Source organism: Oceanobacillus kimchii X50, assembly GCF_000340475.1.
GTDB classification, from domain to species: Bacteria; Bacillota; Bacilli; order Bacillales; family Amphibacillaceae; genus Oceanobacillus; species Oceanobacillus kimchii.
The window spans coordinates 1993796-2020563 of the sequence record NZ_CM001792.1 but is presented as its reverse complement, the minus strand read 5'-3'; the positions used below and the strand labels follow the sequence as shown (position 1 = coordinate 2020563).

Annotated in this window: 28 protein-coding genes; 17 read left to right on the top strand and 11 right to left on the bottom strand. The window is 34.8% G+C overall.

What is annotated here, in order from left to right:
* Positions 1-33 precede the first annotated feature (33 nt).
* A complete protein-coding gene (locus tag C794_RS10705; protein ID WP_017797131.1) occupies positions 34-705 on the bottom strand; it encodes an RsfA family transcriptional regulator in 672 nt (223 codons plus the stop codon).
* Positions 706-790: 85 nt separating this feature from the next.
* The gene (locus tag C794_RS10700; protein WP_017797130.1) at positions 791-2068 is read right to left on the bottom strand and encodes a replication-associated recombination protein A; all 1278 of its coding nucleotides are present in this window, start codon (positions 2066-2068) and stop codon (positions 791-793) included.
* Positions 2069-2204: 136 nt separating this feature from the next.
* Between C794_RS10700 and cymR the strand changes: the two genes are divergently transcribed.
* The 17 genes from cymR to mtnN all read left to right on the top strand — a co-directional run bounded on the left by cymR (position 2205) and on the right by mtnN (position 18390).
* Positions 2205-2624, top strand: a complete 420-nt coding sequence (gene cymR, locus C794_RS10695; protein WP_017797129.1) for a cysteine metabolism transcriptional regulator CymR — start codon at positions 2205-2207, stop codon at positions 2622-2624.
* A 148-nt stretch (positions 2625-2772) separates the two neighbouring features.
* Positions 2773-3915: a cysteine desulfurase family protein gene (locus C794_RS10690; RefSeq protein ID WP_017797128.1), complete on the top strand. Its 1143-nt coding sequence runs from the start codon at positions 2773-2775 to the stop codon at positions 3913-3915.
* A 14-nt stretch (positions 3916-3929) separates the two neighbouring features.
* Positions 3930-5045, top strand: a complete 1116-nt coding sequence (mnmA, locus tag C794_RS10685; protein WP_017797127.1) for a tRNA 2-thiouridine(34) synthase MnmA — start codon at positions 3930-3932, stop codon at positions 5043-5045.
* Between the two features lie 16 nt (positions 5046-5061).
* Positions 5062-5727: a tetratricopeptide repeat protein gene (locus C794_RS10680; RefSeq protein WP_017797126.1), complete on the top strand. Its 666-nt coding sequence runs from the start codon at positions 5062-5064 to the stop codon at positions 5725-5727.
* Positions 5728-5760: 33 nt separating this feature from the next.
* On the top strand, positions 5761-8085 hold the full coding sequence (gene recD2, locus C794_RS10675; RefSeq protein ID WP_017797125.1) for an SF1B family DNA helicase RecD2: 2325 nt from the start codon (positions 5761-5763) through the stop codon (positions 8083-8085).
* A gap of 68 nt (positions 8086-8153) precedes the next feature.
* Entirely contained in the window at positions 8154-8339 is a 186-nt protein-coding gene (locus tag C794_RS10670) for a hypothetical protein (protein ID WP_017797124.1), read from the top strand.
* A 43-nt stretch (positions 8340-8382) separates the two neighbouring features.
* Positions 8383-9450, top strand: coding sequence for an AI-2E family transporter (locus C794_RS10665; RefSeq protein WP_017797123.1), 1068 nt, complete (start codon positions 8383-8385; stop codon positions 9448-9450).
* Positions 9451-9762: 312 nt separating this feature from the next.
* On the top strand, positions 9763-12402 hold the full coding sequence (alaS, locus tag C794_RS10660; protein WP_017797122.1) for an alanine--tRNA ligase: 2640 nt from the start codon (positions 9763-9765) through the stop codon (positions 12400-12402).
* 95 nt (positions 12403-12497) lie between these two features.
* Positions 12498-12767, top strand: coding sequence for an IreB family regulatory phosphoprotein (locus C794_RS10655; RefSeq protein WP_017797121.1), 270 nt, complete (start codon positions 12498-12500; stop codon positions 12765-12767).
* Complete coding sequence (gene ruvX, locus C794_RS10650; protein ID WP_017797120.1) at positions 12764-13177, top strand: Holliday junction resolvase RuvX; 414 nt, start codon at positions 12764-12766, stop codon at positions 13175-13177. The genes C794_RS10655 and ruvX overlap by 4 nt, the downstream gene beginning before the upstream one ends.
* A gap of 61 nt (positions 13178-13238) precedes the next feature.
* Positions 13239-13517, top strand: a complete 279-nt coding sequence (locus tag C794_RS10645; RefSeq protein ID WP_017797119.1) for a DUF1292 domain-containing protein — start codon at positions 13239-13241, stop codon at positions 13515-13517.
* A 202-nt stretch (positions 13518-13719) separates the two neighbouring features.
* A complete protein-coding gene (gene mltG / locus C794_RS10640; RefSeq protein WP_017797118.1) occupies positions 13720-14838 on the top strand; it encodes an endolytic transglycosylase MltG in 1119 nt (372 codons plus the stop codon).
* Between the two features lie 59 nt (positions 14839-14897).
* A complete protein-coding gene (locus tag C794_RS10635) occupies positions 14898-15548 on the top strand; it encodes an O-methyltransferase (RefSeq protein ID WP_017797117.1) in 651 nt (216 codons plus the stop codon).
* A 13-nt stretch (positions 15549-15561) separates the two neighbouring features.
* Positions 15562-16194, top strand: a complete 633-nt coding sequence (udk, locus tag C794_RS10630; protein ID WP_017797116.1) for a uridine kinase — start codon at positions 15562-15564, stop codon at positions 16192-16194.
* A 127-nt stretch (positions 16195-16321) separates the two neighbouring features.
* Complete coding sequence (gene greA, locus C794_RS10625) at positions 16322-16798, top strand: transcription elongation factor GreA (RefSeq protein ID WP_017797115.1); 477 nt, start codon at positions 16322-16324, stop codon at positions 16796-16798.
* A 206-nt stretch (positions 16799-17004) separates the two neighbouring features.
* Positions 17005-17685, top strand: coding sequence for a YrrS family protein (locus C794_RS10620; protein ID WP_017797114.1), 681 nt, complete (start codon positions 17005-17007; stop codon positions 17683-17685).
* 15 nt (positions 17686-17700) lie between these two features.
* On the top strand, positions 17701-18390 hold the full coding sequence (gene mtnN / locus C794_RS10615) for a 5'-methylthioadenosine/S-adenosylhomocysteine nucleosidase (protein ID WP_017797113.1): 690 nt from the start codon (positions 17701-17703) through the stop codon (positions 18388-18390).
* A gap of 143 nt (positions 18391-18533) precedes the next feature.
* On the opposite strand, the gene sigK is transcribed toward mtnN, so the two are convergent.
* The 9 genes from sigK to C794_RS10570 all read right to left on the bottom strand — a co-directional run bounded on the left by sigK (position 18534) and on the right by C794_RS10570 (position 26706).
* Positions 18534-19238, bottom strand: a complete 705-nt coding sequence (gene sigK / locus C794_RS10610; protein ID WP_017797112.1) for an RNA polymerase sporulation sigma factor SigK — start codon at positions 19236-19238, stop codon at positions 18534-18536.
* Between the two features lie 116 nt (positions 19239-19354).
* The gene (locus tag C794_RS10605; RefSeq protein ID WP_017797111.1) at positions 19355-20833 is read right to left on the bottom strand and encodes a UDP-N-acetylmuramoyl-L-alanyl-D-glutamate--2,6-diaminopimelate ligase; all 1479 of its coding nucleotides are present in this window, start codon (positions 20831-20833) and stop codon (positions 19355-19357) included.
* Positions 20834-20939: 106 nt separating this feature from the next.
* On the bottom strand, positions 20940-21299 hold the full coding sequence (gene mnhG / locus C794_RS10600; RefSeq protein WP_017797110.1) for a monovalent cation/H(+) antiporter subunit G: 360 nt from the start codon (positions 21297-21299) through the stop codon (positions 20940-20942).
* Positions 21283-21561, bottom strand: coding sequence for a Na(+)/H(+) antiporter subunit F1 (locus C794_RS10595; protein ID WP_017797109.1), 279 nt, complete (start codon positions 21559-21561; stop codon positions 21283-21285). The genes mnhG and C794_RS10595 overlap by 17 nt, the downstream gene beginning before the upstream one ends.
* Positions 21561-22037, bottom strand: coding sequence for a Na+/H+ antiporter subunit E (locus C794_RS10590; RefSeq protein WP_017797108.1), 477 nt, complete (start codon positions 22035-22037; stop codon positions 21561-21563). Before C794_RS10590 ends, C794_RS10595 begins: the two co-directional genes overlap by 1 nt.
* 5 nt (positions 22038-22042) lie before the next feature.
* Positions 22043-23527 carry a Na+/H+ antiporter subunit D gene (locus tag C794_RS10585; RefSeq protein WP_017797107.1) on the bottom strand — a complete coding sequence of 495 codons (1485 nt, stop codon included), beginning with the start codon at positions 23525-23527 and terminating at the stop codon, positions 22043-22045.
* On the bottom strand, positions 23520-23858 hold the full coding sequence (locus tag C794_RS10580; RefSeq protein ID WP_011066389.1) for a Na(+)/H(+) antiporter subunit C: 339 nt from the start codon (positions 23856-23858) through the stop codon (positions 23520-23522). Before C794_RS10580 ends, C794_RS10585 begins: the two co-directional genes overlap by 8 nt.
* Positions 23858-24292, bottom strand: a complete 435-nt coding sequence (locus C794_RS10575) for a Na(+)/H(+) antiporter subunit B (protein ID WP_017797106.1) — start codon at positions 24290-24292, stop codon at positions 23858-23860. The genes C794_RS10580 and C794_RS10575 overlap by 1 nt, the downstream gene beginning before the upstream one ends.
* Positions 24289-26706, bottom strand: a complete 2418-nt coding sequence (locus C794_RS10570; RefSeq protein WP_017797105.1) for a Na+/H+ antiporter subunit A — start codon at positions 26704-26706, stop codon at positions 24289-24291. The genes C794_RS10575 and C794_RS10570 overlap by 4 nt, the downstream gene beginning before the upstream one ends.
* Between the last annotated feature and the right edge of the window lie 62 nt (positions 26707-26768).

Here is a 26768-nt window from a genome sequence, read left to right as displayed (position 1 = left end):
CTAGAAATCATCCAGTTTCTCTTAACATGACTATTAATTTGAACCATTAGCAAGTTGTTCTAAATTACCATTCTTATCCATTCGGAAAGCTGGTGCAACAAATCCGTTTTCATTATCATTAAAAACAGTCATTTTTCTAGCACGATCCATTATTTGGATAAATGTTTGATAATCTTCTTGCATGGTAGCCAGTTGCTTCTCGGTATCCGCTAATTTATCCTGTAATTCTTCTACTTTTGATTTTAGCGTTGTATTCTCATGTTCTATGGATACCAATGCAGATTTTGATTGATTGGAAGCATGATAGTCTTTTTTTAATTCTCGTAAATATTGAATTACGGTATCTAAATTAATAGTTGGTGTAGAGTTAGTTATCTGTTTTGGAGAGTCACTAAGCTCTACTTCTTCCATGCTAGATGAGAATGTTGCAGGTTGTTGTGTACTGTATGTTTTTTTCATGCCTGCGCTGATTGCTCTCTTTTTCTCTTTTCGTTGTCTTTTAGCTAGATCAATTGCATTATCATATTTCATACGTACTTCTGCGTTCCAACGGAATCCGCATGCAGCAGAAGTTCTATTAAGCTTATCACCAACTTCATCAAACGCATTTAACTGAGTGCTTCCTTCTCGAATGTGACGAAGAACAGTTTCTGCTAATAATAAGTCATCTTCATGTGACCACGCATCTTGTCTTACTTTTGCCATTTGAATATTCACTCCTCTTTTTAGAAATCAATAGAAATTGTGTATAGTAGTTTCTATTGTTACCGTAAAGAAGTGTAAATATACGTTAATTCTTCCTATCTCGTTGAATTTTTTCATATACTTGTTTTAGTGCTTTTTCAAACTTACCTGTATCTTTTGGTGAATAATAGATTCGGTTTTTGATAGAGTCAGGGAGATATTGTTGATCTACCCAGGCACCAGGATAATTATGAGGATATAAATATTCTTGTCCTCTTCCTAATTTTTCTGCTCCCTTATAATGAGAATCTTTAAGATGAGCAGGGACATCTCCACTTCTGCCAGTTCTTATATCACTCAATGCTGCGTCTAATGCTTTATAGGCTGTGTTCGATTTTGGAGATAATGCAAGTTCTACAACGACATTTGCAAGTGGTATTCGAGCCTCTGGAAAACCTAATCGTTCTGCAGCCTGTACAGCAGCTACAGCTCTTGGACCTGCTTGAGGGTTAGCAAGCCCGATATCTTCATATGCAATAACGATCATCCGTCTTGCAATACTATCGAGGTCTCCTGCCTCAATTAAGCGGCTTAAATAATGTAGTGCTGCATCTACATCACTACCACGGATTGACTTTTGAAAGGCGGATAAAACATCGTAATGTGCATCCCCATCTTTATCATGTGAAAAGGATTTTTTTTGCATACACTCTTCCGCAATATCTAATGTTATCTCAATTACACCAGCTTCCGTTGGTGGAGTTGAACTTATCGCTAACTCTAATCCGTTTAAGGATGATCGTAAATCTCCATTTGCTGCTAAAGCTAGATGTTCAAGTCCATCTTCCTCTATATTAATATCATATTGAGATGTTTCATTGTGTTGTAATATTGCACGATGTAACGCAGTTTTCACATTCTCAATCGTTAAACCGTGCAGTTCGAATAAATGACAGCGGCTGCGTATTGCAGGATTAATAGAGTGATATGGATTACTCGTGGTACAACCAATCAAGGTTAGTAGGTTGCTTTCTAAATGAGGGAGTAGAAAATCTTGTTTGGCTTTATCTAGTCGATGAACTTCATCAAGAATAAGTACCATTTGCCCTCTCATTTTTGCTTCTTCTACGACTATTTCCATATCTTTCTTTTTATCAGTTACAGCATTTAATATTTTTAAAGGTAGGCCGACACTATTTGCTAGAGCGTAAGCCATAGAAGTTTTTCCCGTCCCTGGTGGTCCAAAAAGAATCATGGATGATAGCATCTTTGCTTTTACCATCCTATCAATTATTTTCCCTTGACCAACAAGGTGTTCTTGTCCTATAATTTCATCTATGTTTTTCGGACGCATGCGATATGCGAGCGGTTGATGATAATTCATAATAAATCGTCCTTTTTATTTCAGTTGTTTTATCCTTCAAGCTTATAGTGGATTCTATTGAAATGCAAGAGGATGGTTGTCATGATATAATAACATGTAGAATGCAATAGGAACGAAGAATATGAGGTGTCCATAAATGAAGATTTCAACAAAAGGTAGATACGGGTTAACAATTATGATTGAGTTAGCACTTCACTACGGAGAAGGTCCAACTTCTTTGAAAATGATTGCAAATGAAAATAATCTTTCCGAGCATTACTTGGAGCAGTTAGCTTCTCCTTTGAGAAATGCAGGTTTAGTGAAGAGTGTGCGTGGAGCTTATGGCGGATATATGTTATCTAGAGAGCCAAAATTGATAACAGCAAGTGATGTCCTTAGAGTTCTTGAAGGTCCATTAACAATTGTAGAAGGCATGGAAGAAGAAAAACCAGCACAACAGTCCTTATGGTTAAGCATACGAGACGCAGTTAAAGATGTTTTAGATCATACTACATTACAAGATTTAGTAGATCATGAAAATGATGAACCACGCGATGCGTATATGTTTTATATTTAAATAGCTTAGTCAATTTCTTAATGCTAAATTTTATTTAAAAAATGAATAATTAGTGTTAGATATTAATGTTTGAATTATAGGCATTGGGATTGTATCCACTATCTTAATTATGAAATTGATTCAGTTAGAAGGAAAGGGTTTTTTATCAATGCAACCAATATATTTAGATCATGCTGCTACTACACCAATTGCCGATGAAGTTGTACAAGCAATGTTACCAATTTATCAGGATGTTGTAGGAAATGCTTCAAGTGTTCATTCATTTGGGAGAAAAGCTAGGCAACATTTAGATGAAGCGAGAAGATTTCTTGCACAATCTATTCATGCAATAGAAAAAGAAATAATCTTTACAAGTGGTGGAACGGAAGCCGATAATTTAGCATTAATTGGAACTGCAAAAGCAAATATGCACAAGGGTAGGCATATTATTACCACTGTACAAGAACATCATGCTACACTTCATACGGCAGAAGAACTTGAAAAACAAGGTTTTACAGTTTCTTATTTACCTGTAGATGATACAGGACGAGTTAATATAGAAGATTTAGAACAAACTTTAACGGATGAGACAATTCTTGTATCAATAATGTTTGTAAATAATGAAACAGGTGTGATTCAACCAATTGAAGAGATAGGTAAGCTATTACAATCACACCAAGCATATTTTCATACTGATGCAGTGCAAGCGTATGGCTTATTAGATATTAATGTTGATGAATTGGGAATTGACTTATTAACAACCTCTGCTCACAAGATCAATGGACCAAAAGGAATCGGATTTCTCTATGCAAGAGAAGGAATAGCTATTAACGCCTTGTCATATGGTGGTGAACAAGAGCGTAAACGTCGTGCTGGTACTGAAAACATTCCTGGAGTCGTCGGATTTCAAAAAGCAGTTGAATTGTCAATGCAAAATAGGAACGAGAGATTGAAACTTTACCAATCCTATAAACAAATTCTTCTCCAAACATTAACTGAAAAAAATATATTATTTTCAATTAATGGAGATAAAGATCATACAATCCCATCGATTATCAATATTAGTTTTGATGGAGTCAATGTAGAAGCTATGTTAACTAATTTTGATCTTGATGGTGTTGCCGCATCTAGTGGAAGTGCATGTACGGCTGGAAGTGTAGAGCCTTCTCATGTATTAGCAGCAATGTATGGTGAAGGAAATCCAATTACTACGAATTCCATTCGATTTAGTTTTGGTAGTATGAATTCAGCGGAAAATATACAAGAAGCAAGTAATCGAATCGTAAAAGTTGTGAATAGATTATTAAAATAAAGGAAGGAACGAACATGAAAAATAACAAAAATACACGTGTAGTTGTTGGAATGAGCGGAGGAGTCGATTCATCTGTAGCTGCTTTATTACTTAAACAACAAGGCTATGATGTTGTAGGTATCTTCATGAAAAATTGGGATGATACCGATGAATTTGGTGTATGTACAGCTACGGAAGATTTTGACGATGTAGTACGTGTATGTAATCAACTAGACATTCCGTACTACTCAGTTAACTTTGAAAAACAATATTGGGATAAAGTATTTACGTACTTTTTAGATGAATATAAGGCAGGAAGAACACCAAATCCAGATGTTATGTGTAATAAAGAGATAAAATTCAAAGCATTTTTAGACCATGCATTGGCTCTAGGAGCAGATTATTTAGCAACTGGACATTATGCACAAGTTCATCGTGATAATGATGGTCGTGTTCAAATGTTAAGAGGTAATGATGATAATAAAGATCAAACGTACTTTTTAAACCAATTGTCTGAAGATGTACTGAAAAAAGTGATGTTTCCATTGGGACATTTACCTAAATCAGAAGTTCGTAAAATTGCCAAAGAACATGGTTTAGTTACGGCAGAGAAAAAAGATTCTACGGGTATTTGTTTTATAGGTGAACGAAATTTTAAAGAATTTCTAAGTGAATATCTACCTGCACAACCAGGCGAAATGCAAACGCTAGATGGTAGCATTAAAGGTACTCACGATGGTTTAATGTACTACACACTTGGTCAACGACAAGGTCTTGGAATCGGTGGTTCTGGGGATCCTTGGTTTGTAGTCGGTAAAAATTTATCTGATAATATTTTATATGTTGGTCAAGGATATGAGAATGATTATTTGTATTCGAATGCACTTATTGCTACAGATATTAATTGGATTCAACCTGACAAAATTTCTGATTCCTTTACATGTACCGCAAAATTCCGCTATCGTCAACAAGATAGTGAAGTAAATGTAACTATCAAATCAGATAACCAAGTATATGTAGCATATAAAGAAGACCAACGGGCAATCACTCCAGGACAAGCTGTAGTATTCTATGACGGTGACGTATGCCTTGGTGGAGGAACTATTGATACAATTATTAAAAATGACCATAAATTAGATTATGTAGGATAAAATGGGTGAATCAACAATGGACAAGAATCAACAAGCAATTAGTTTAATGAAAGAGAATAAATATCAAGAAGCAGCAGCTCTTTTTAATGAAGTAATTGAACAAAATCCAGGAGATCCAACTGGTTATATAAATTTTGGGAATTTATTACTCCAATTAAATGAAACCGAGCGCGCAAAACGTTTTTTTGAAAAAGCCATTGACTTAGATGAAAATGCTGCGACTGCTTATTACGCATTAGGGAATCTATATTTTGATAAAGAATTGTTCTCTAATGCACAGCAGTATTTTAAACAAGCAATTGAAAATGGTTTGGAAGAAAGTGATGCTTACTTTATGCTAGGAATGAGTTTTAAAAATGATGAACAAATCAAATTTTCTTTACCTTATTTATTGCGTGCAACGGAGCTCTCTAATAATGATGAAACAATACTATTCCAATATGGGCTTGCTCTTGCCCAATTAGAGTATTTAGAGGAAGCCGAAAAAACATTCCATCAAGTTTTAAAGTTAAATGAAGATCATAGTGATGCTTATTATAATTTAGGTGTTATTTCGCTGTTCCATGATAATGCTGATGAGGCAATGAGCTATTTTGAACAGGCGTTGGAAATTCAACCTGATCATGTGCTGGCTGCAAATGGTAAGAAAACGGTATTGGCATTTTTAGAAGATCAGGAGTAATACCATATGGATTTATTTTAAGGGGTTATTAAAATGACAGATTATATTATGTCTGAAGATCAAAATATACCTTTATTTGCCAAAGGTACCGTTCTTACTACAATATTTCAAAATGCAGCCGAACATTTTTCGATTATTCGTGTCCAGATAGATGATACGAATCTAGATTATGATGATAAAGAAATTATTGTAAAAGGTTATTTTGATACCCTTCAAGAACAGACGGCTTACTGTTTTTATGGTGAATTAGAAAAACATCCGAGGTATGGGACACAACTAAAGGTTCATTCTTATGAAACAATAATACCAAGTTCAAGAGATGGTTTGATAAGTTATTTATCAAGCGATCTCTTTTATGGCGTTGGAAAAAGAACTGCAGAGAGAATTGTAGATAAACTCGGTGAGCAGGCAATATCAAAGATTTTAGATAATGATGACGCTTTAATGGGAATTAAAGGTTTATCTAAAGAGACAGCTGAACGACTGTCGAATAGACTTAAAGAAAATCAAGGATTTGAACATGTTGCTGTTCATTTAGCAACATATGGTATTGGCTTAAAAATGGCTCAAGTTATTTATCAAACGTATAAGGATGAAGCCATAGAATTATTAAAGCAAGACCCATATCAATTTGTATTTGATATTGAAGGATTTGGCTTTCGAACAGCCGATCAAATAGCAACGCAACAAGGTATAGCTGGAACTCATGAAAGTAGGATTGGAGCAGGGGTTATCTTTGTTTTACAGCAAGCTATTCAATCTGGCCATGTATACATACCTTTACGATTGTGTTTGGAAGAAGTTGTAGATTTATTACGTATTGCTACAAGTGATATAGAGATTGTCACTGAAGTTTTTAATCAATTAAATGCGGCAAAGAAAATCATCGTCATTGATGAAAAAGTATATCTACCTTCTCTTTACTATGCAGAAGATGGCTTTGCTGCAAACCTAAAGCGAATTATAGATAAGCCACTGGAAGAAAATATCCCTATGGCAGAAATGTTAAAAATTATTGGTTCTATTGAAGAAGAAGAAGTATTAAGTTACGGAAAAGAACAGTTTGATGCTATTAATCATGCAATCCATTCAAAATTAATGATTTTAACCGGAGGTCCTGGCACGGGAAAAACCACCGTAATAAAAGGGATCCTAAAAGCGTATGCGGCTTTGCAAAAAGTATCGTTAGACCTAAAAGATTATAAGAATAAGTCAGATTTTCCTTTTGTGCTCACAGCTCCTACAGGAAGAGCAGCCAAGCGAATGACAGAATCTACAGGAATTCCTGCAGTAACCATTCATCGGTTATTAGGTTGGAATGGGATTGGTAGCTTTGAAAAAGATGAGCATGACCAAATAGATGGAAAGTTATTAATAGTGGATGAATTTTCTATGGTTGATATATGGTTAGCAAATCATTTGTTCAAAGCTATTCCGGCGGATATGCAGGTGTTATTAGTAGGTGATGAAGATCAACTTCCTTCTGTAGGGCCGGGACAAGTTTTAACGGACCTTATGCATAGTAACTTGTTACCGACAGTCTCTCTACAAGAGGTATACCGGCAAAAAGAAGGCTCAAAAATCATTCAGTTAGCTCATGATATTAAACAAGATAATTGTACAACATCGTCTTTATCCAATGATCGAGATTTTAGCTTTATTTCATGTAGAGAGCCTCAAATGATAGAAGTTATATCTTCCATTATGAAAAAGGCAAAAGCAAAAGGAATAGATTTGAATAACATTCAAATCTTAGCTCCGATGTATCGTTCTCAAGCAGGTATTAATATCATCAACCAGGAACTGCAAAAATTGATAAATCCATCAACTGAGAAGCGTAGAGAGATTCATTATCAAGATGTCATTTACCGTGTTGGCGATCGAGTTATTCAACTTGTCAATCAACCTGAAGATGGCGTTTATAATGGTGATATTGGCGAGATTGTTGCGATATTTAAACCAGAAGAAAACACCGAACATGAAGAACAAATTGTCATTGCTTTTGAAGATAAAGAAGTTGTTTATATTCGTAAGGACTATAATAATTTCACACATGCCTTTTGTATTTCGATTCATAAATCGCAAGGAAGCGAATTTCCAATTGTACTCTTACCGGTTGTATATGCACACCATCGTATGTTGAGAAAAAATTTATTGTATACAGCGATAACGAGAAGTAAAGAATCGTTGATAATATGTGGGGAACAATCCGCATTTATTAAAGGTGTAAATACCAAAGATACAAATCAACGTAATACTTCATTAAAAGATGCTTTAGTCTCACGAATAGAAAATGAATCTATAAAAAAAGACATCAAACAAGACGATGAAGAAGTTTCCCCATATGACTTTATGTAAATTGAGTATAATTATTAATTTATTGGGCAAGGATAGTAGCAATAATTCTTAATAAAGAGGGGATATATATGCTACGTTGTCCAAATTGTCATGGTAAACAAATTGGTAAAATTGGTTCCCAGGACTATTATTGTTGGTCATGCTGTATCGAATTGTCTGTTTCCGGTGATCAAATCAACGTTCATCAAATTGAATCAGATGGTAGTTTAAGCTCATTAGACGATCTATTTACATTAGAAGAACGACGCTTGTGATATACTCCCAGCTTTACATGAAAAATAGCTGAGGAGTGTATTTATGTGGAAAAAAATTGACCGAAAAACTGTCATCTACTATCTCGTAATAGGTATTTTAGTCATTATCACTTTTTATTTATTTGTAATTACTATCCCTTATTATAGCGGGTTCTTTATGTTTGTTGGAAAACTGTTAATTCCATTTATTATCGCCATGCTTATTACCTATTTATTACATCCAGTAATTGAGAAATTACATCAACTTCATATTCATCGAGGTATAGCTATCTTACTTATCTATCTTATTTTTTTTGGTGGTGTTGGTCTGTCGATTTATCTGGGATATCCAGTAATTGTGCAACAAATATCCGAGATAAGTAAGAATATACCGGAGTTCTTTTCACTCTATGAACAACTCATCCTTCGAGTGTATGAATATACTTCTTTCTTGCCAGAAGGTGTACATGACCGAATAGATGATATGATTGCATCGATTGAATCGCGAATAGACCAATTGCTTGCGAATTTAGTTGGTGGTTTTGATGGTTTAATCGATAAAGTAATTATTATTACTGTTATCCCTGTTCTTGTCTTTTATTTTTTAAAAGACTTCAAACAAATTCTTTCATTTTTAGGAAAGTTTATCCCTTCTCGATATCGAGATGATGCGAAGATTTTAATGAAAGAATTAGACAAAGGGTTAGGAGGATACATAAGAGGTCAATTAATTGTTAGTTTATTTGTTGGAATTGCATCATTTTTGTTATTTATGCTAATGAAGATACCCTATGCATTATTACTTGCAAGTATATTAGCGATTGTAAATATCATTCCTTATTTTGGACCGATAATTGGTGCAATTCCGGTGATTACAATTGCCTATACTGCAGGGGATAGCGGAAAGGTTTTACTTGTAATTTTAGCGATATTTATTTTGCAAATTATCGAAAGTAACTTATTATCTCCATATATAATGGGTAAGACAATTCGCATTCATCCAGTCGCAATTATTTTTGCACTATTATTAGGTAGTCAACTTGGAGGACTATTAGGAATGATTTTAGCAGTACCAATTTTAATGATAGCAAAAGTTATTGTTCAGCAATTTATTGAATTTCGACATACCTAGATTGACTATTGCGATTAACTTATTATATAATGGCGCTAACATAATAAGGCTTATCACGTAGAAGGTAAAAGTACATGAATATAGTTGTTTTAAAGAGAGGAGTTCCCTAAGGCTGCAAGGAACACTAGACAGTTATCATGGAAAGCTATGCCTGAGTACGGCTAATCACCGTCGGTTTCACACCGTTACCATGACTCAAGTGATGGATAATAAACTTTATTCATAATTAGGGTGGTACCGCGATATCTCGTCCCTGCATAAGCAGAGAGGGGATTTTTTTATTGGCTGATAAGTTTAAAGGAGGATAATAAAATGAAGTCACTAACATCAGCAGAAATTAGACAAATGTTTATCGATTTTTTCAAAGAGAAAGGTCATTCTGTAGAGCCAAGTGCATCACTTGTACCTCATGAAGACCCGACACTATTATGGATAAATAGTGGAGTAGCTACATTAAAAAAGTACTTTGATGGTAGAGTTATTCCAGAAAATCCAAGAATTGTAAATGCACAAAAGTCGATTCGTACCAATGATATTGAAAATGTTGGTTTTACAGCAAGACATCACACGTTTTTTGAAATGCTAGGTAATTTTTCCATTGGAGACTATTTTAAAAAAGAGGCAATGGAATGGGCATGGGAATTCTTAACGGATGAAAAATGGATTGACTTTGATGAATCATTACTTTCTGTAACTGTCCATCCTGAAGATGATGAAGCGTATGATATTTGGTTAAATGATATCGGAATTCCAAAAGAACGCATTATCCGTATCGAAGAAAATTTTTGGGATATTGGTGAAGGGCCAAGTGGACCCAATACAGAAATTTTCTATGACCGAGGAGAGGCTTATGGTAATGATTCAAACGATCCTGAGCTTTACCCAGGAGGAGAAAATAATCGCTATTTAGAAGTGTGGAATCTTGTATTTTCTCAATTTAACCATAATCCAGATGATACGTATACTCCGCTTCCTAAGAAAAACATTGATACAGGAATGGGTTTAGAGCGTCTTACATCGATTATCCAACAGGTATCAACTAACTTTGAAACAGATTTATTTATGCCGATTATTCGTGAAACAGAACGAATTTCGAATCGGAAATATGGTGTTTTAGAGGCAGAAGATACCTCCTTTAAAGTAATTGCAGACCATATCCGAACAGTTAGTTTCGCTATTGGAGATGGAGCAATGCCTTCCAATGAAGGAAGAGGTTACGTTCTGCGTCGATTAATTCGCCGTGCAGTAAGATTTGCGAAGGACTTAGGTATTAATGAACCATTTATGTATCAGTTAGTACCAGTAGTAGGGAACATAATGAAAGATTTCTACCCAGAAGTCCAAAAAGATAAGGATTACATTTCTGACGTTATCAAAGTGGAAGAGGAACGATTCCATGAAACACTGAATGATGGCTTAACTATCTTAACTTCTATTATAGAAGAAGAGCGTAAAAAAGGTAGTGAGGTATTCCCAGGAGAAGAAGTATTCCGACTTTATGATACGTATGGTTTTCCAAAAGAATTAACAGAGGAATATGTCGAACAACAGGGCTTTACTGTGAATCAAGCTGGCTACGAAAAAGAAATGAGTAAACAACGAGAGCGCGCAAGGAGTGCACGTCAAAAAGTGGATTCTATGCAGGTGCAAGATACGATTTTCACTGAGATAAAAATAGAAAGTTCGTTTGTTGGCTATAACCAATTACAGAAGGAAACTACTATAGAAGCTTTAATAAAAGACAAGAAGCAAATTGATGAAGCGAATCAGGGAGATATATTGTACGTTTTCTTAAAAGAAACACCGTTTTATGCAGAAAGTGGGGGACAAGTAGCTGATAATGGGTGGATTTATACAGAAAATGCTTCTGCCTATGTTTCCGATGTTCAGAATTCACCAAATGGACAACATATTCACCAAGTCGAAGTTAAAGAAGGTAATTTCAAAGTTAACGAACCTGTTCATGCTGTTGTGGAAACAACTTTCCGAAATCATGTTATTAAGAATCATACAGCTACCCATTTATTACATCAAGCTTTAAAAGATGTATTAGGTAGTCATGTAAACCAAGCAGGATCACTAGTTCGTCCAGAAAGACTACGATTTGATTTCTCTCATTTCCATCGTGTTTCAGCAGAAGAATTACAACAAGTCGAACAAAAAGTAAATGAAAAAATATGGGAGTCATTACCTGTAGCAATTGAAAGTAAGAAAATTGATGAAGCAAAAGCAATGGGAGCAATGGCGTTATTTGGTGAAAAATATGGTGACATTGTTCGTGTTGTTCAAATTGGTGACTATAGCATTGAATTATGTGGTGGATGTCATGTAATAAATACTGCGGAAATTGGTTTATTTAAAATTGTACAGGAAACAGGGATCGGAGCGGGAACACGTCGTATTGAAGCTGTGACAAGTAAACAAGCTTATGATTATTTAAAGACAAAATTAGATTTATTGCATATTAGTGCTCAAAAACTAAAAACTACAGAAGAACAATTGCCTGATCGTATTGAGGGATTACAAGTTGAATTAAAAGAATCACAAAAGCAAGTAGATTCGTTAAGTGCTAAGTTATCTAACTTAGAAGCGTCTTCGATTCTTGATGAGGTAAAAGAAATTTCAGGGGTACCTTTACTTGCACAAGAAGTAAACGTTAAAGATATGAATCAATTACGTTCAATGATGGATGAATTGAAACAGAAGCTTTCTTCAGGAGTAATTTTACTTGCTACAGAAAACAATGGTAAAGTTCAACTAGTTGCTGGAGTTACAAAAGATATGTTAGAGAAGAACATGCACGCTGGAAATATTGTGAAACAGGCTGCTACTGTTTGTGGCGGTGGCGGTGGTGGCCGTCCAGATATGGCTCAAGCGGGTGGAAAAGACCCTTCTAAAATTAAAGAAGCTCTCCAATCCGTGGAGCAATATATAGCAGAAACCGTCAAATAATCTTGATGGTTGTATGTTCATTAGGAAAAAAGTATAATAATAACCACAAACATGTTAAAATATTTGTAGAAGGCAAATTGGGATGAGGTGTCACGATGAGTTCAATTGATAAAACGATGAAATTCAATTTTTCAGAAGAACCATTTGATCAGGATATTAAGGAAATCTTGATGACAGTGCATGAATCACTGCAAGAAAAAGGATACAACCCGATCAATCAGATTGTAGGGTATTTATTATCTGGTGACCCTGCGTATATCCCGCGGTATAATGATGCCAGAAATTTAATTCGTAAGGTAGAACGTGATGAAGTGATCGAAGAACTTGTTAAGTTTTATCTAGAACAGAACAAGGAGACTAAATGAAAATAATTGGTTTAGATGTCGGCTCAAAAACGATTGGTGTGGCAGTTAGCGATGCTTTAGGTTGGACTGCTCAAGGAATAAAAACCATTTGCTGGGATGAAAATGACCTGTCCTCTGCCGATAAAGAATTAGAAAAAATAATAAGTGAACATGAAATAGGAAAAGCTATTATTGGATTACCTAAAAACATGAATGGCACAATCGGTGAGCGTGGAGAAGCTTCTCAACGTTATGCCAAGCATATTGAAAAAGTATTTCAAATTCCCGTTGATTTATGGGATGAACGTTTAACAACAATGGCAGCTGAACGTATTCTACTAGAAGCAGATATGAGTCGTAGTAAGCGTAAAAAAGTTATTGATAAAATGGCTGCTGTCATGATATTACAGGGATACTTGGACCAAAAATAAAGTGGAATCCTTAAATTTTACAATGGTGTTATAGCCAGTTACTCTGGAAAGGAGGATTTATATGGCTTTAGAAGAAAAAGAACGAATTATTATTCCGGATGAAAATGGGGACGAGCATTTATTTGAAGTTCTGTTTACATTTGATGTAGATGAAACGGAACAATCATACATTGCAGTCGTTCCTGCTGAACAAGCAGAAGAAGAAGAAGTTGAGGTATATGCATTTCGATTCGAAGAACAGGAAAATGAAGACTTTACGCTTTTCCCAATCGAATCTGATGATGAATGGCAAATGGTAGAAGAAATGTTAAACACCTTAGCAGAAGAAGAAGATGCTTAATACAACAAAATATTGCAAGCTGGTGCCTTTAGGTGGCATCAGCTTTTTATATGTTAACCTCTAAACCTGCGTGTTTCCTATATCTCCTTCAGACGTGGTCCAATTTGTACGGCTCTAAAACGGATTCATGAAGCTTTTGATATAATAATGGAATATGTTGGCGTTTTTTAGTATAATATAGCGGATGAAAGGGGGATACATAGTGTCGAATAAAGAAAAGCAGGGTGGCTTCTTTTATAATATGAAAAAACGAGCAGAAGAAGCTTCCACTGTTAGAAAAATTGTATCCATAATTATTATCGCAATGGTACTCATATTAATTATTGGTGGAATTTCAGGATATTTATATATTAGCAGTTCTTTAAAACCTGTTAACCCTGATAGTGATGAAAAAATTGCTGTAGAAATTCCTATGGGTTCTTCAACATCAACGATTGCGAATACATTAGAAGAGAACGGAATTATAAAAGATGCTAGGGTTTTTCGTTTTTATACGAAGTTCAATAATATTACTGAATTCCAAGCAGGCGAATATACTTTTACACCATCCATGAATTTTAATGAAATCATTGAGTCACTGCAAACAGGTAGAGTGGTTATGGAAGCAACGCATAGAATAACAATTCCTGAAGGCTTAACCGTGGATCAAATTGCAGAGATCTATAGTGAGAATTTAGACTTTACAAAAGAAGAATTTCTTGAAAGAATTAACGATGATGCATATATAGAAGAATTAATTGAAAAGTATCCGGATTTATTAACGGAAGAGATATTACAAGAAGATATAAGAACTCCGTTAGAAGGATATTTATTCGCCTCCACCTATGATTTTTATGAAGAGAACCCAAGTATTGATACAATTATTGAAAAAATGCTTCAACAAACTCAAACAGTTTATAATCGTTATCGTGAACAAGTAGAATCAACGGAATTTACGGTACATGAAGCAATTACATTTGCGAGTATCATTGAAAAAGAAACAGCGGCAGAAGAACAACGTCCTCAAATTTCCGGGGTTTTCTACAATCGTATTGAGAATGATATGAAATTACAAACTGATCCTACAGTTATTTATGCACTAGGAGAACATCAGGAAGTAGTTACATTTGAAGATTTGGAAGTTGAATCACCTTATAACACGTACCTTGTTGAGGCACTTCCTATTGGACCTATTTCTAACTTTGCGGAAAACTCGTTAAAAGCAGTAGTTGAACCTGAGGAATCTAACTATTTATATTTCCTTCATGATTCAGAAGGAAATCTCCATTTCGCAGAGGATTTTGAACAGCATGTAGAAAATAGAGAAGAATATATTAATTAAACGGAGTTGTGGAGAGAATATCTTCACATTCCGTTTTCATTTAGATGAGAGGGAAAACAATGGATGATATAATATCACATTATTTGGCAAGTTTAACTCCTAATTCTCCTGAATGGGCAGAGCAACTTGAGGTTGTTGCAGAAGAGAATAATATACCTATAATGGACAAAACAAGTATGCATTTTGTTCAAGTATTATTACAAATCCACCAACCAAAGCGGATTCTAGAGGTTGGGACAGCCATAGGTTATTCCGCATTACGAATGCAAGAAAATACTCACCAGGCTACCATCGTAACGATTGAAAAAGATGAAAAACGATACTTTGATGCCATTGAAAATATTAGTAAGTTGGACAAAGATGATTGCATAAAGGTCATTCATGGAGACGCTTTGGAAGAAATGAGCCGATTGCAAGGAAATAATGAGCTCTTTGATACGGTCTTTATTGATGCTGCAAAAGGACAGTATAGCAAATTTTTAGAACTAGCCGATTCAATGGTGAAAAATGGTGGATTAATCATAACGGACAACGTATTATTTAGAGGGTATGTAGCAACACCTGAGGAGACTCCTAAACGTTTTCGAAGTATGGTAAAAAAATTACGAGACTTTAATGAAAAATTAATGAATCATTCATATTATCAGACATCAATTTTACCGATTGGTGATGGAGTAGCTATTAGTTATAAGCAAGAAGTAGGAAATTAGGAGGAGCAAGATAATGACAAAGCAAAAACCAGTAGTAATTGGAGTAGCAGGAGGAAGTGGATCAGGAAAAACTTCTGTAACCCGCTCAATTTGTCAACGATTTACTGAAACATCAATTTTGGTAATCGAGCAAGATTATTATTATAAAGATCAAAGTCACTTACCATTCGAAGAAAGATTAAATACAAATTATGATCATCCATTGGCGTTTGATAATGATTTATTAATAGAACATTTACAGCAATTAATGCATAATGAACCAATTGAAAAACCTGTTTATGATTATAAAATTCATACACGGTCAAAAGACGTTATTCGTGTGGAACCAAAAGAAGTTATTATTGTAGAAGGTATATTAATACTTGAAGATCCACGTTTAGTTGATTTAATGGATATAAAGGTTTATGTTGATACCGATGCGGATTTACGAATTATTCGTCGTTTAATGCGTGATATCAAGGAGCGTGGTAGAACATTGGATTCAGTAATTGATCAATATATCCAAAATGTTCGTCCATCACATCTGCAATTTATTGAACCAACGAAGCGTTATGCTGATATTATCATACCTGAAGGTGGACAAAACCATGTCGCAATTGATATCATGGCTTCTAAAATAGAAAAAATTTTATCTAGAGGGTTATAATAAACGGAAAGATATATTGAAAATTAATAATAAATCTGCCATAGTAGGCATTAGTATATTGTAAATGTTTCCAACATAAGTTGTAAGACTTATTTAATTGGAAAGTGAAAAGAAGGAGTGTAGAGAGATGACAGTTGAAAAAAGCTATTACATGACACAAGAGGGAAAAGATAAATTAGAGGAAGAATTACATTATTTAAAGACAGATCGTAGACAAGAAGTTGTAGAGCGTATAAAAGTTGCTCGTGACTTTGGTGATCTGTCTGAGAATTCGGAGTATGACGCTGCAAAAGATGAGCAGGCATTTGTGGAGCAACGTATAACGCAAGTTGAAAAAATGATACGTAATGCTGTAATTATAGAAAATGATAATGATAATCCTAATATTGTATCCCTTGGTAAATCCGTTTCTTTTGTAGAGTTACCAGATGGTGATGAAGAAACCTATACAATTGTAGGAAGCGCTGAGGCGGATCCATTTGAAGGGAAAATATCCAATGACTCTCCAATGGCTACAAGCTTATTAGGAAAAGAAATTGGTGAAGAAGTAACCGTATCAACACCTGGTGGAGATATAGATGTACGAATTACAAATGTAGAGTAAGTGTAGATGCCTGTAGAGTAAAATACTTTATAGGCATTTCATTTTGGTAACTAAATAGGTGTAAATACGAATAATAACCTTAAAATCCCTGTTAGAAACGAATGTTATAAAGTATTGTTACCGTTATAATATTTTTATACGTAAAATAGTTGTCACTGCGAGAATACGGTAGTATGCTACAATTATAAAGGTGGGGAGGGAATCTGATGAGTCGTGATATGAATCAAACGAGATCGGATAAATTTGAAAAAAGAAGAAAGAGTACAAAAGCCATAACGATTGGTATAATCGCTGCTAGTATTTTAGTTATAATTCTCCTCGGAATTTGGGTGTTTGGTGGTAGTGGAGGAGAAGAACGAAATGCTGATGAGAATGAAAACTCATCTTCAGATGAAGACTCTGATTTCCTTATAACTGAACCAGGTGAAGAAGAGGAAGAAAATAATAATTCCACAGACAACGAAGAAAATGGACAAGATGAAGAGAATGATTCAACGGAAGAAAATAATGATAATAACGAACAAGCTAATGAACAAAACAATAATGTAGAAACAGAATCAGTTGAACCATCGGATGAAAATGTTTCAGAAGCATATACAGGTAATTGGGAACCTATTGGTACAGAGCAAGAAGGTCCGCATACAACGACGTATGATGATGGTTCACAGGATCGAATTGAAATTAAAGAAGCAACTTCTATGGTAACGGGTATTAATCCGGAAAACATGGTAGAATGGCGCGTCGAAAATGGCGGTGATCAAAAAGTAGTTGCTACCGTTTCCGACATGGATGAAACGCAAGTGTTTCGTGTATACCTTCAATGGATTGATGGAGAAGGTTGGCAACCTACCAAAGTAGAAGAGCTGATCGAGAATGATAAAAAATAGATTTTGGGGGTTACTATGACAATTGGAATAATTGGAGCAATGGACGAAGAGATTGCTCTTTTAAAACAGCAAATGAAAGATATTGAAGAATTAGAGGTAGCAGGTTGCTACTTTTATAAAGGTCATCTACAGGACAAGAAAGTAGTTTTACTATTATCAGGTATTGGAAAAGTAAATGCTGCAATGGCTACAACTATTCTACATGAGCGATTCTCCCCGACCATCATTATAAATACTGGTTCTGCTGGTGGGTTTGCTAGTGATCTACAAGTAGGAGATGTAGTAATTTCTACAGAAGTATTGCATCATGATGTAGACGCAACAGCATTTGATTATGTGTATGGTCAAGTACCTGGTATGCCAGCAACTTATAAAGCAGATGAGCGACTAGTTGATTTAGCTTCAGAAGTTATGAAAGATATAGAAATTAGTTCAAGGACTGGAATCATTGCAACAGGTGATTCATTTATGCAAAGAAAGGATCAAACGGATATTGTTAAAAAACGTTTTCCGAATATGTTAGCATTAGAGATGGAAGCAGCATCTATTGCACAAGTATGTTATCGATACAATACACCATTTGTTATTACCCGTGCTTTATCTGATATTGCCGGACAAAAATCATCCGTGTCATTTGATCAATTTTTAGAGACAGCTGGAAAAAATGCTGCTCAATTAATAATAACTATGGTTAATAAAATATAATTTTATTTATTATAAAAGCAGCCAAACTAATTGGCTGCTTTTTACGTTATAGCAAAGGAAATTATAAAATTTGTGTGCAATGAATAACTAAATAACTGAACCAGCCACGTCCGGCGCAAGCTCAAAGCAACTATTGTTTTATTTTAGTTCTGCCTTTCTTTTCGATAATATTCATGAAATACTTTCATTAATGCCCTTTTTTCAATTCTAGAGACATAACTTCTTGATATATTTAATTTCTTAGCAATCTCACGTTGAGTCATTTCTTCACGATCATTTAAGCCATAACGATAAACAATGACTTCCCGTTCTCGTTTATCCAATACAGAAAAATACTTCTGCATTTTTGATATCTCCATATTTAACTGAATATACTCAATTACATTTTCATTCTCTGCTTCTAAAATATCAATCAAACTGATTTCATTTCCTTCTTTGTCTTGGCCAATAGGGTCGTGAAGAGAGACATCTTTCTTAACTTTTTTCAATGCCCGTAAATGCATTAGAATCTCATTCTCTATACACCGAGCAGCATAAGTGGCTAATTTGGTACCTTTATCGGTAGAAAAGCTTTCTACGCCTTTAATTAGTCCAATTGTACCAATAGATATTAAATCTTCCATATCCTCACCAGTATTTTCGAATTTTTTTACAATATGTGCAACGAGACGAAGGTTATGTTCGATAAGTTTATTTCTCGCCATCTCGTCTCCTTCTTGCATAAGTTGGAGATATTTAGCTTCTTCATCTGGGGGAAGGGGCTGAGGGAAAGAATGATTCTTTACATAGGATACGAAGAAAAGTGCTTCTTTGATAATAAGGCCAAGTACGGATAATATTCCGGACAAACGCGATCACCTCCTAAAACTATAGCTTATGTGTCAAAACAGCTAGGTATTAGCCTATGTAACACTTTATGAGCGTAGAGGTGAAATCGTGTCTGTCCAAATAAAATCAATACATTTTATATATTTGGAAATAATTCTTTGCTACATTCTAGTGCAATTGTAGCATCATTATGAGTTACTTTTTTATTTTTGATTATTTGATACGGTTCTTTTCCTTTCCCAGCAATTAAAATAATATCGTCAGGAGAAGATTGATTTATTGCTTCACGAATAGCTAGTTTACGATCTGCTATACAAGCATATTGATGATGTAACATTCCTTTTTCAAGGTCTTGTAATATCTTATTTGGATCTTCATGTCTTGGATCATTGATGGTTAAAATAACATAGTCTGCTACTGATGCTGCTATAGCTAGTAACGGTCGTATACTTTTATCTCGGTCACCACCAGTACCTACGACGACAATTAATTTGTTTTGCTTGAAAGGTAGTAAACTATTAATTGCTTTTGTTAGTGCATCTGGAGTATGAGCATAGTCGATGTATATATGCCTACCTCCATCATTTTCTAATTTCTCCATTCTGCCAGGAGGGCTAGGGGTGAATTCGATTGATTTAACTAATTTTTTTAAGGGAATAGATTCTTTTGTATAAACCGTGGCGATCGCTGCTAGAATATTATATACATTAAACTCACCCATAAGTTTTGTTTGTACTCGATAGTTTCCTTCTGGTGTTAAAAGTTCAAATGTTGTGCCGTCTTTATGATATTTTATTTCAGTAGCTCGGAAATCCGCTTCTTCATGAATTCCATACGAAACAATTTGTACAGGGGTTCGTTTTTGGAAAAAATCGTACCAACTATCATCTCGATTTAATATAGCGAATTTTTGTTTATTAGGCTGGATAGACAGAGAGCTAAATAATTGAACCTTTGTAGCAGCATATTCTTCCATACTTCCATGATAGTCCAAATGTTCATGAGATAAATTGGTAAAGGTAGCTACGGAAAAATCAATTCCCCATAGACGGCCTTGTTCTAATCCATGCGACGATACTTCCATTGCCACATGTGTTACACCTTGATTTTTTGACTCATACAGCAGATGTTGATTTGTTAAGATGTCACTCGTTGTATTGTTACTGCTAGAATATATATCTTCATTTATCTGGAAACCGTTCGTTCCAATTAGGGCAGCAGAAAGTCCATTTTGTGTTAATAAATGCTTAATAATGGTTGTCACCGTTGTTTTTCCATTTGTTCCTGTAACCCCGTATAATGTTAAGGCATGAGAAGGGTGATTGTAAAAGGTAGCAGCCAGAGTTGCTATGGCTTTATTTGTATCTGGAACAATTATTAACGCAGCTTTATTTGTATCGATATCAATATCTCTTTCTGCCACAATACATGTTGCACCATTTTCTATAGCTTCCGTTACAAATTTATGCCCATCTACAGTAAAACCACTTATACAAATAAATAAGGAGTTATCGGTCACTTGACGAGAATTGTGTGAAATGGAAGAAATAACGTTCGGTAATTGACCAATTTGTTGTTTTATTTTTAGGGCTGAAATAAGATCATAAGTATTCAAGTTGATTTCTCCTTATTTTATAAGTTATCGTATCTGAGTTGTTAGTAATATTTCCAATTCCTACATTAATTAATCTGGAAAATAGAGAAAAAAGAACCCAATTTTATCAATTGGATTCTTTTGTTTCTTCTTTATACATATCCGCAAGGTCATTAATAGTAGTATTATCTGATAATTTAACTCCTGTTCGATATGCAGATCGTGTAATCATTAAACTTGCTAATGGGGCTGTCATAAATAGAAAAATTATTGCTAATAGTATTTTTGCATTCATTGTACCATGAGACAAGAAATGAATAAATACTGCTAACATAATTGACATTACTCCAAGTGTCGCACTTTTTCCTGCTGCATGTGCACGGGAATACACATCAGGCAGACGTAATACACCAATTGCGGAAACAACGGTAAAGAACAAACCAATAATTACCAATAATATTACGATTGTATCAATCACCACGTTCAATAACAGCACCCCTTTCTAAGAATTTTGATAGAGCGAAGGTACCAACAAAAGCTAAAATGCTTAACAGAAGTACTACATCTGAATAAACGATTGTGTCTTGTTGTATCATGATGATACCAATAAAACCTACAAGTGTAACGCCAATTGCATCTAAAGCTAAAATTCGATCAGGAATGGAAGGACCAATGATTACGCGTATAAATAACAAAGCAAGCGTTATTGCCATTATTACTAACGCAATCATAAGTATTGTATTCATCATTACTTTGTCACCTCCATAATCGCTCGTTCAAAAGTATTCTGTACATCTCGAATCACTTCTTCTCGATCTTGAACATCAATGGAGTGTACATATATAGTTTTACTATCTGGTGAGAAATCCATTGAAACGGTACCAGGTGTTAAAGTAATTAGAGCTGCAAGCAAGGAAATTTCTAAATCGGTATCTAGTTTTGTTTCAACAGCAACGATTCCTGGTTTATTGTTAAGTTTCGGGCTTAGAACTACTCGTACGACATCGATATTTGCTTTAATTAACTCTTTTAAAAATAAGAAAATTAATTTAATAGCTGCCCAAACTCTTTTAAAATAAAATTCGGTTTTAAGAAATCGTCGAATGAAAAACAACAATAATATTCCAATAAGATAACCTAGAACGAAAGTAATTGCGGTATAATCATTCTGTAAAAACATCCATAAAAATGCAATTAATACATTTAATAAAATTTGAAAAGGCATAGTCACTACTCCTTAAGGACAGATTCAATATAATTTGAAGGATCCATAATCTGTTCAGCAACATCTAAGGAGTAAGTGAAGATTGGTTCAGCTGCAAAACCTAAAATTATCGTTAATACAACTAATGGTACCACTGGCAACAATAATTTACCGATAGGAATATTCGCTTGTTCTTCTGTATGTTTTTGCTTACCCCAGAAGGCATAACTGAATATTTTCATCATCGAAAATAGTGTTAATAAACCTACAAGTAATGCTACTCCAGAAATCACATATTGACCTTCTTCGAAACCTGCCAAGATAATCGGGAATTTACTGAAGAATCCACTTAATGGAGGTATACCAGCTAATGAGACAGCGGTAATAAAGAACATCCAGGCTAGGGCAGGATGACTTCCAAGTAGTCCTCCCATTTTCTTTAAATCTGTTGTTCCTGTTATTTTCTCCGTCACACCAGCAAATAAGAATAATGCCGTTTTTACAATCATATGGTGTGCTATATAATAGATAGCACCTGCCATAGCTAATGGTGTGAAGATTCCAAGTCCCATAACCATATACCCAACCTGGCTAATAATATGGTAGGAGAGGATACGTTTAAAATCAAATTGTGACACAGCTCCTAATACACCAAATAACATTGTGAAACCAGCGATGGTAACGATAATTCCTTTATGAGTGAATCCAGGATCATGGTTGAATATAACTGTAAAGGTACGGATGATTGCGTATATCCCAACCTTAGTTAGTAATCCACCAAATAATGCCGCAATTGCAGCTGGAGGACCAAAATAAGATTTTGGCAACCAAAAGTAAAGTGGGAAGAGGGCACCTTTTGATGCAAATACAATAAATAAGAGGACAGCTACTACATTTAATGCACCTGCTTGGTCAAGCTCTGCAACTCTTTCTCCTATATGAGCCATATTCATTGTACCAGTGATAGAGTATATCCATGCAATTGCTACTATAAATAACCCTGAAGCAAAAACATTTATAATTACATACTTAAATGATTCTCTTAACTGGTAGCCTGTACCACCATGGACAATTAATCCGTATGAGGCGATTAACATTACCTCAAAAAATACAAATAGATTAAATAAATCACCGGTTAAAAATGCTCCATTTACACCGATTAATAAGAAGAAATATAGTGGATAGAAATAATACTTTTCCCTATCCGAATTTATTGTTTTAAAAGCAAAGAATAAACATACTGCTCCAACAAGGGTAGCAAGTAATACCATAAACGTCGACAGTAAGTCAGCAACTAGCACAATACCGAAAGGTGCACTCCAATTACCTAATTCTAACACTAGAGTACCATGTTGGTATGCATAAATAGCAAGATATATAGCTAGAGCTAATAATATAATCATGGAAATACCACTAATTATACGCTGTACTTTATGGTGCTTTGCAAACATTAATAATATAGCACCGATTATAAATGGTATTATAATCGGCAAAATAACTAAATTACTCATCAGCAGAACCCCTTAACTCTTCTAGATCATCCGTTTGATGCACTTTATATGTGCGATATGCCATAACAAGCAATAGAGAAGTTACTGCAAAACTAATAACAATTGCTGTTAGTACTAATGCTTGTGGAAGGGCATCTGCGTATGCATCAGATTCAAAACTCAAAATTGGTGCAATACCTCTTTGTAATCCAGACATGGTTAGAAGAAGTAAGTGTACACCATGTGAAAGTATTACACTTGCAACAGCTACACGGAGTAGACTTCTGGACATGAATAAATAGATACTGACACTGAATACTATTCCAATGATGATTGACATCAATAGTTCCATTATTTATCATCCTCCGCGATTGTTAATATTATCGTTAATGCACTACCCACAATAACAAAGTAAACACCTAAATCAAATGGTAGTGCAGTAGTTAATTCTACTTCCCCTAAAAGAGGAATATGAAAATAGTCAAAGAATTGAGTTAGATATGGAAATCCAAAAAGCATGGATACCACACCGGTTAAACTTGCAAATAGTAGTCCAATACCAATAATTTTAACAAAATCTAGTGGTATTGATTTACGAATTGTTTTCATATCAAATGCTAAATACAGAATTAAAATGGCACTGGCGGTCATTAAACCACCTATAAATCCTCCTCCAGGATTATTATGTCCTGCTAATAGTAAATAGATGGAGAAGGCTAGTATTATAAAAATTAACATACGAGCAAATGTCTGTAACATAACATCATTCGGTTTTACTTGTTTCATACATCTTCACTCCCTTTGAAACGGAGTTTAATAAGGCTAATTATTGATATCACAGCTATAGCTACAACTAGAATTTCTAACATCGTATCTAGACCACGAAAATCAACCAAAATTACATTTACGATATTATATCCTCCAGCAAGTTCTTTTGAGAATTCTGTGAAATACTCGGAAATAGAAGGAAATCCAGCCGTACTTCCCATTGAAAAAGCACTTAACGATACAACGGTAACCATTACTCCAAATGAAATCGAAATAATTAGTTTTATCGCATGTATTCCTTTGCTTGTTTTTTCTTTTTTCAACTTAGGTAAGTGGTAAAAAGCAAGCATGAATAGGATAACTGTTACAGTCTCAACAAGTAATTGTGTTAGTGCGAGATCTGGAGCACGGAAAACGACGAAAAATAGAGCTACTATAAAACCAGTTACTCCTGTGGTTATAATTAAACCAAGGCGGTTATTAATAAATGGTACTGCAATAACAGAACCTATAAACACGATAGCAACGATCCACACAAATGGATCAATTGGTGAAAGTTCCATTGAGTCTAACGAAGGTAGATCAAACTTATACAGCGTATATCCTATGAGAAGGATCATAAATCCACACATATAAATAAAGTAGTCCCGAAGACGTCCAGTCATTTGAATACGAGTTATCCATTGAGATCCCTTGATTAATCCGTCATAACCATAGTCATAGGCATAATTAAATATGTCTCTTTCGCCAAGGTAAAAAGCTGTTTTTTGCCATTTACTCATTGTTAGGTATAAAAGAGCTCCAAGAACTATTACACCAATTGTCATAAAGAGTTCTGGTATAAATCCATGCCAATGACTAATGTGAACATTGAAAAATTCACCCGGATTTAAAATTCCTGGCAAGATTCCAGCCATTGCTGGCTCAATCAGCGAATATGCTAATACATTAGGGAACAAACCAAAGAAAATAACTAAAATTCCTAAAATAACAGGACTTACTAACATTCCAATAGGAGCTTCATGAACATGGTCAACTTTTAGTTTGCTTCCATCAAATTTACCTGTAAATGTGCGGAAGAACATAATCATACAGTATAAGAAAGTAAACACACTAGCCACCCATGCGACAATAGGTATGATATAACCTATAGTTTCTAGGTTGAAAATACCGTATTCTGTTGCGTTCAACATTCCAGTAAAGAACAATTCTTTACTTAAGAATCCATTGAATGGCGGTAATCCAGCCATTGAAGCCAGTCCTACCAGAGAAACCGTTGCTGTAATAGGCATAATCGTCATTAAACCGCCTAGATTTCGTATATCTCTCGTACCAGTTTCATGATCAATAATTCCTACAGCCATAAATAAGCTTCCTTTGAAGGTAGCATGGTTAATTAGGTGAAATACTGCTGCTAAAATAGCGGTAGTATACAATGCATTATCTCCATCTTGGAAATAGAATGCAGCAGAGCCGACACCGAGTAAGCTCATAATTAACCCTAATTGACTAATTGTTGAAAAAGCTAATATACCTTTTAGATCTTTTTGACGAACAGCGGATATGGATCCCCATGTCAATGTTGTTAGTCCAGCGATTGTAATTATCCAGAACCACTCTGGGCTCCCACCAAACACACCTGTTAGTCGAGCAACCAGGTATATCCCCGCTTTTACCATTGTAGCTGAGTGAAGGTAAGCACTAACCGGAGTTGGAGCTTCCATCGCATCAGGTAGCCAGATATGAAAAGGGAACTGAGCAGATTTAGTAAATGCACCTAATAATACAAGAATCATTGCAGGTAAAAATAACGAACTAGCCATCACAATATCCGCATTTGCAATTAATTCACGAATACTGAATGTTCCAGCGATTACATATAAAATGGAAAAGCCCCCGAGCATCGATAATCCACCAAATACAGTGATAAACATTGATTTTTGAGCACCGTATATTGATTTTTCTCTACCATACCAATAACTAATTAACAAGGACGAAGCAATACTTGTTACTTCCCAAAACACATAGATAACTATAAGGTTATCGGATAAAACGACTCCTAACATTGCTCCCATAAACATTAAGAGATATACATAAAAGTTGTTCAGCTTCTCTTTAATGTCGGAAAGGTAATATATGGAATAAAGTACAACTAGCGTACCAATTCCAGTAATCAACAAAGCAAATAATAGACTAAGGCCATCTATGTATAAATTAAAGTTGATACCAAGTGAAGGTACCCAGGCAAGATGTTCAAAAATTACATTTCCTTCTCTAGTACTCGGTAGAAACGAAAGAAAATAGATAAATAACGTAAGAGGTAAGAGTAAAACAAACCAGCCAGTATGCACTTTCCTTACATATTTATACAAAAATGGAATAAGAATGGCTATCAAAAAGGGGGATAGAGTAGCCCAATGTAAAACTGTCAAAGATAATTCCTCCTTTTTCTATACATAAAGAGCATAAAATTTTATTTAGTTGTCTTTTGTTG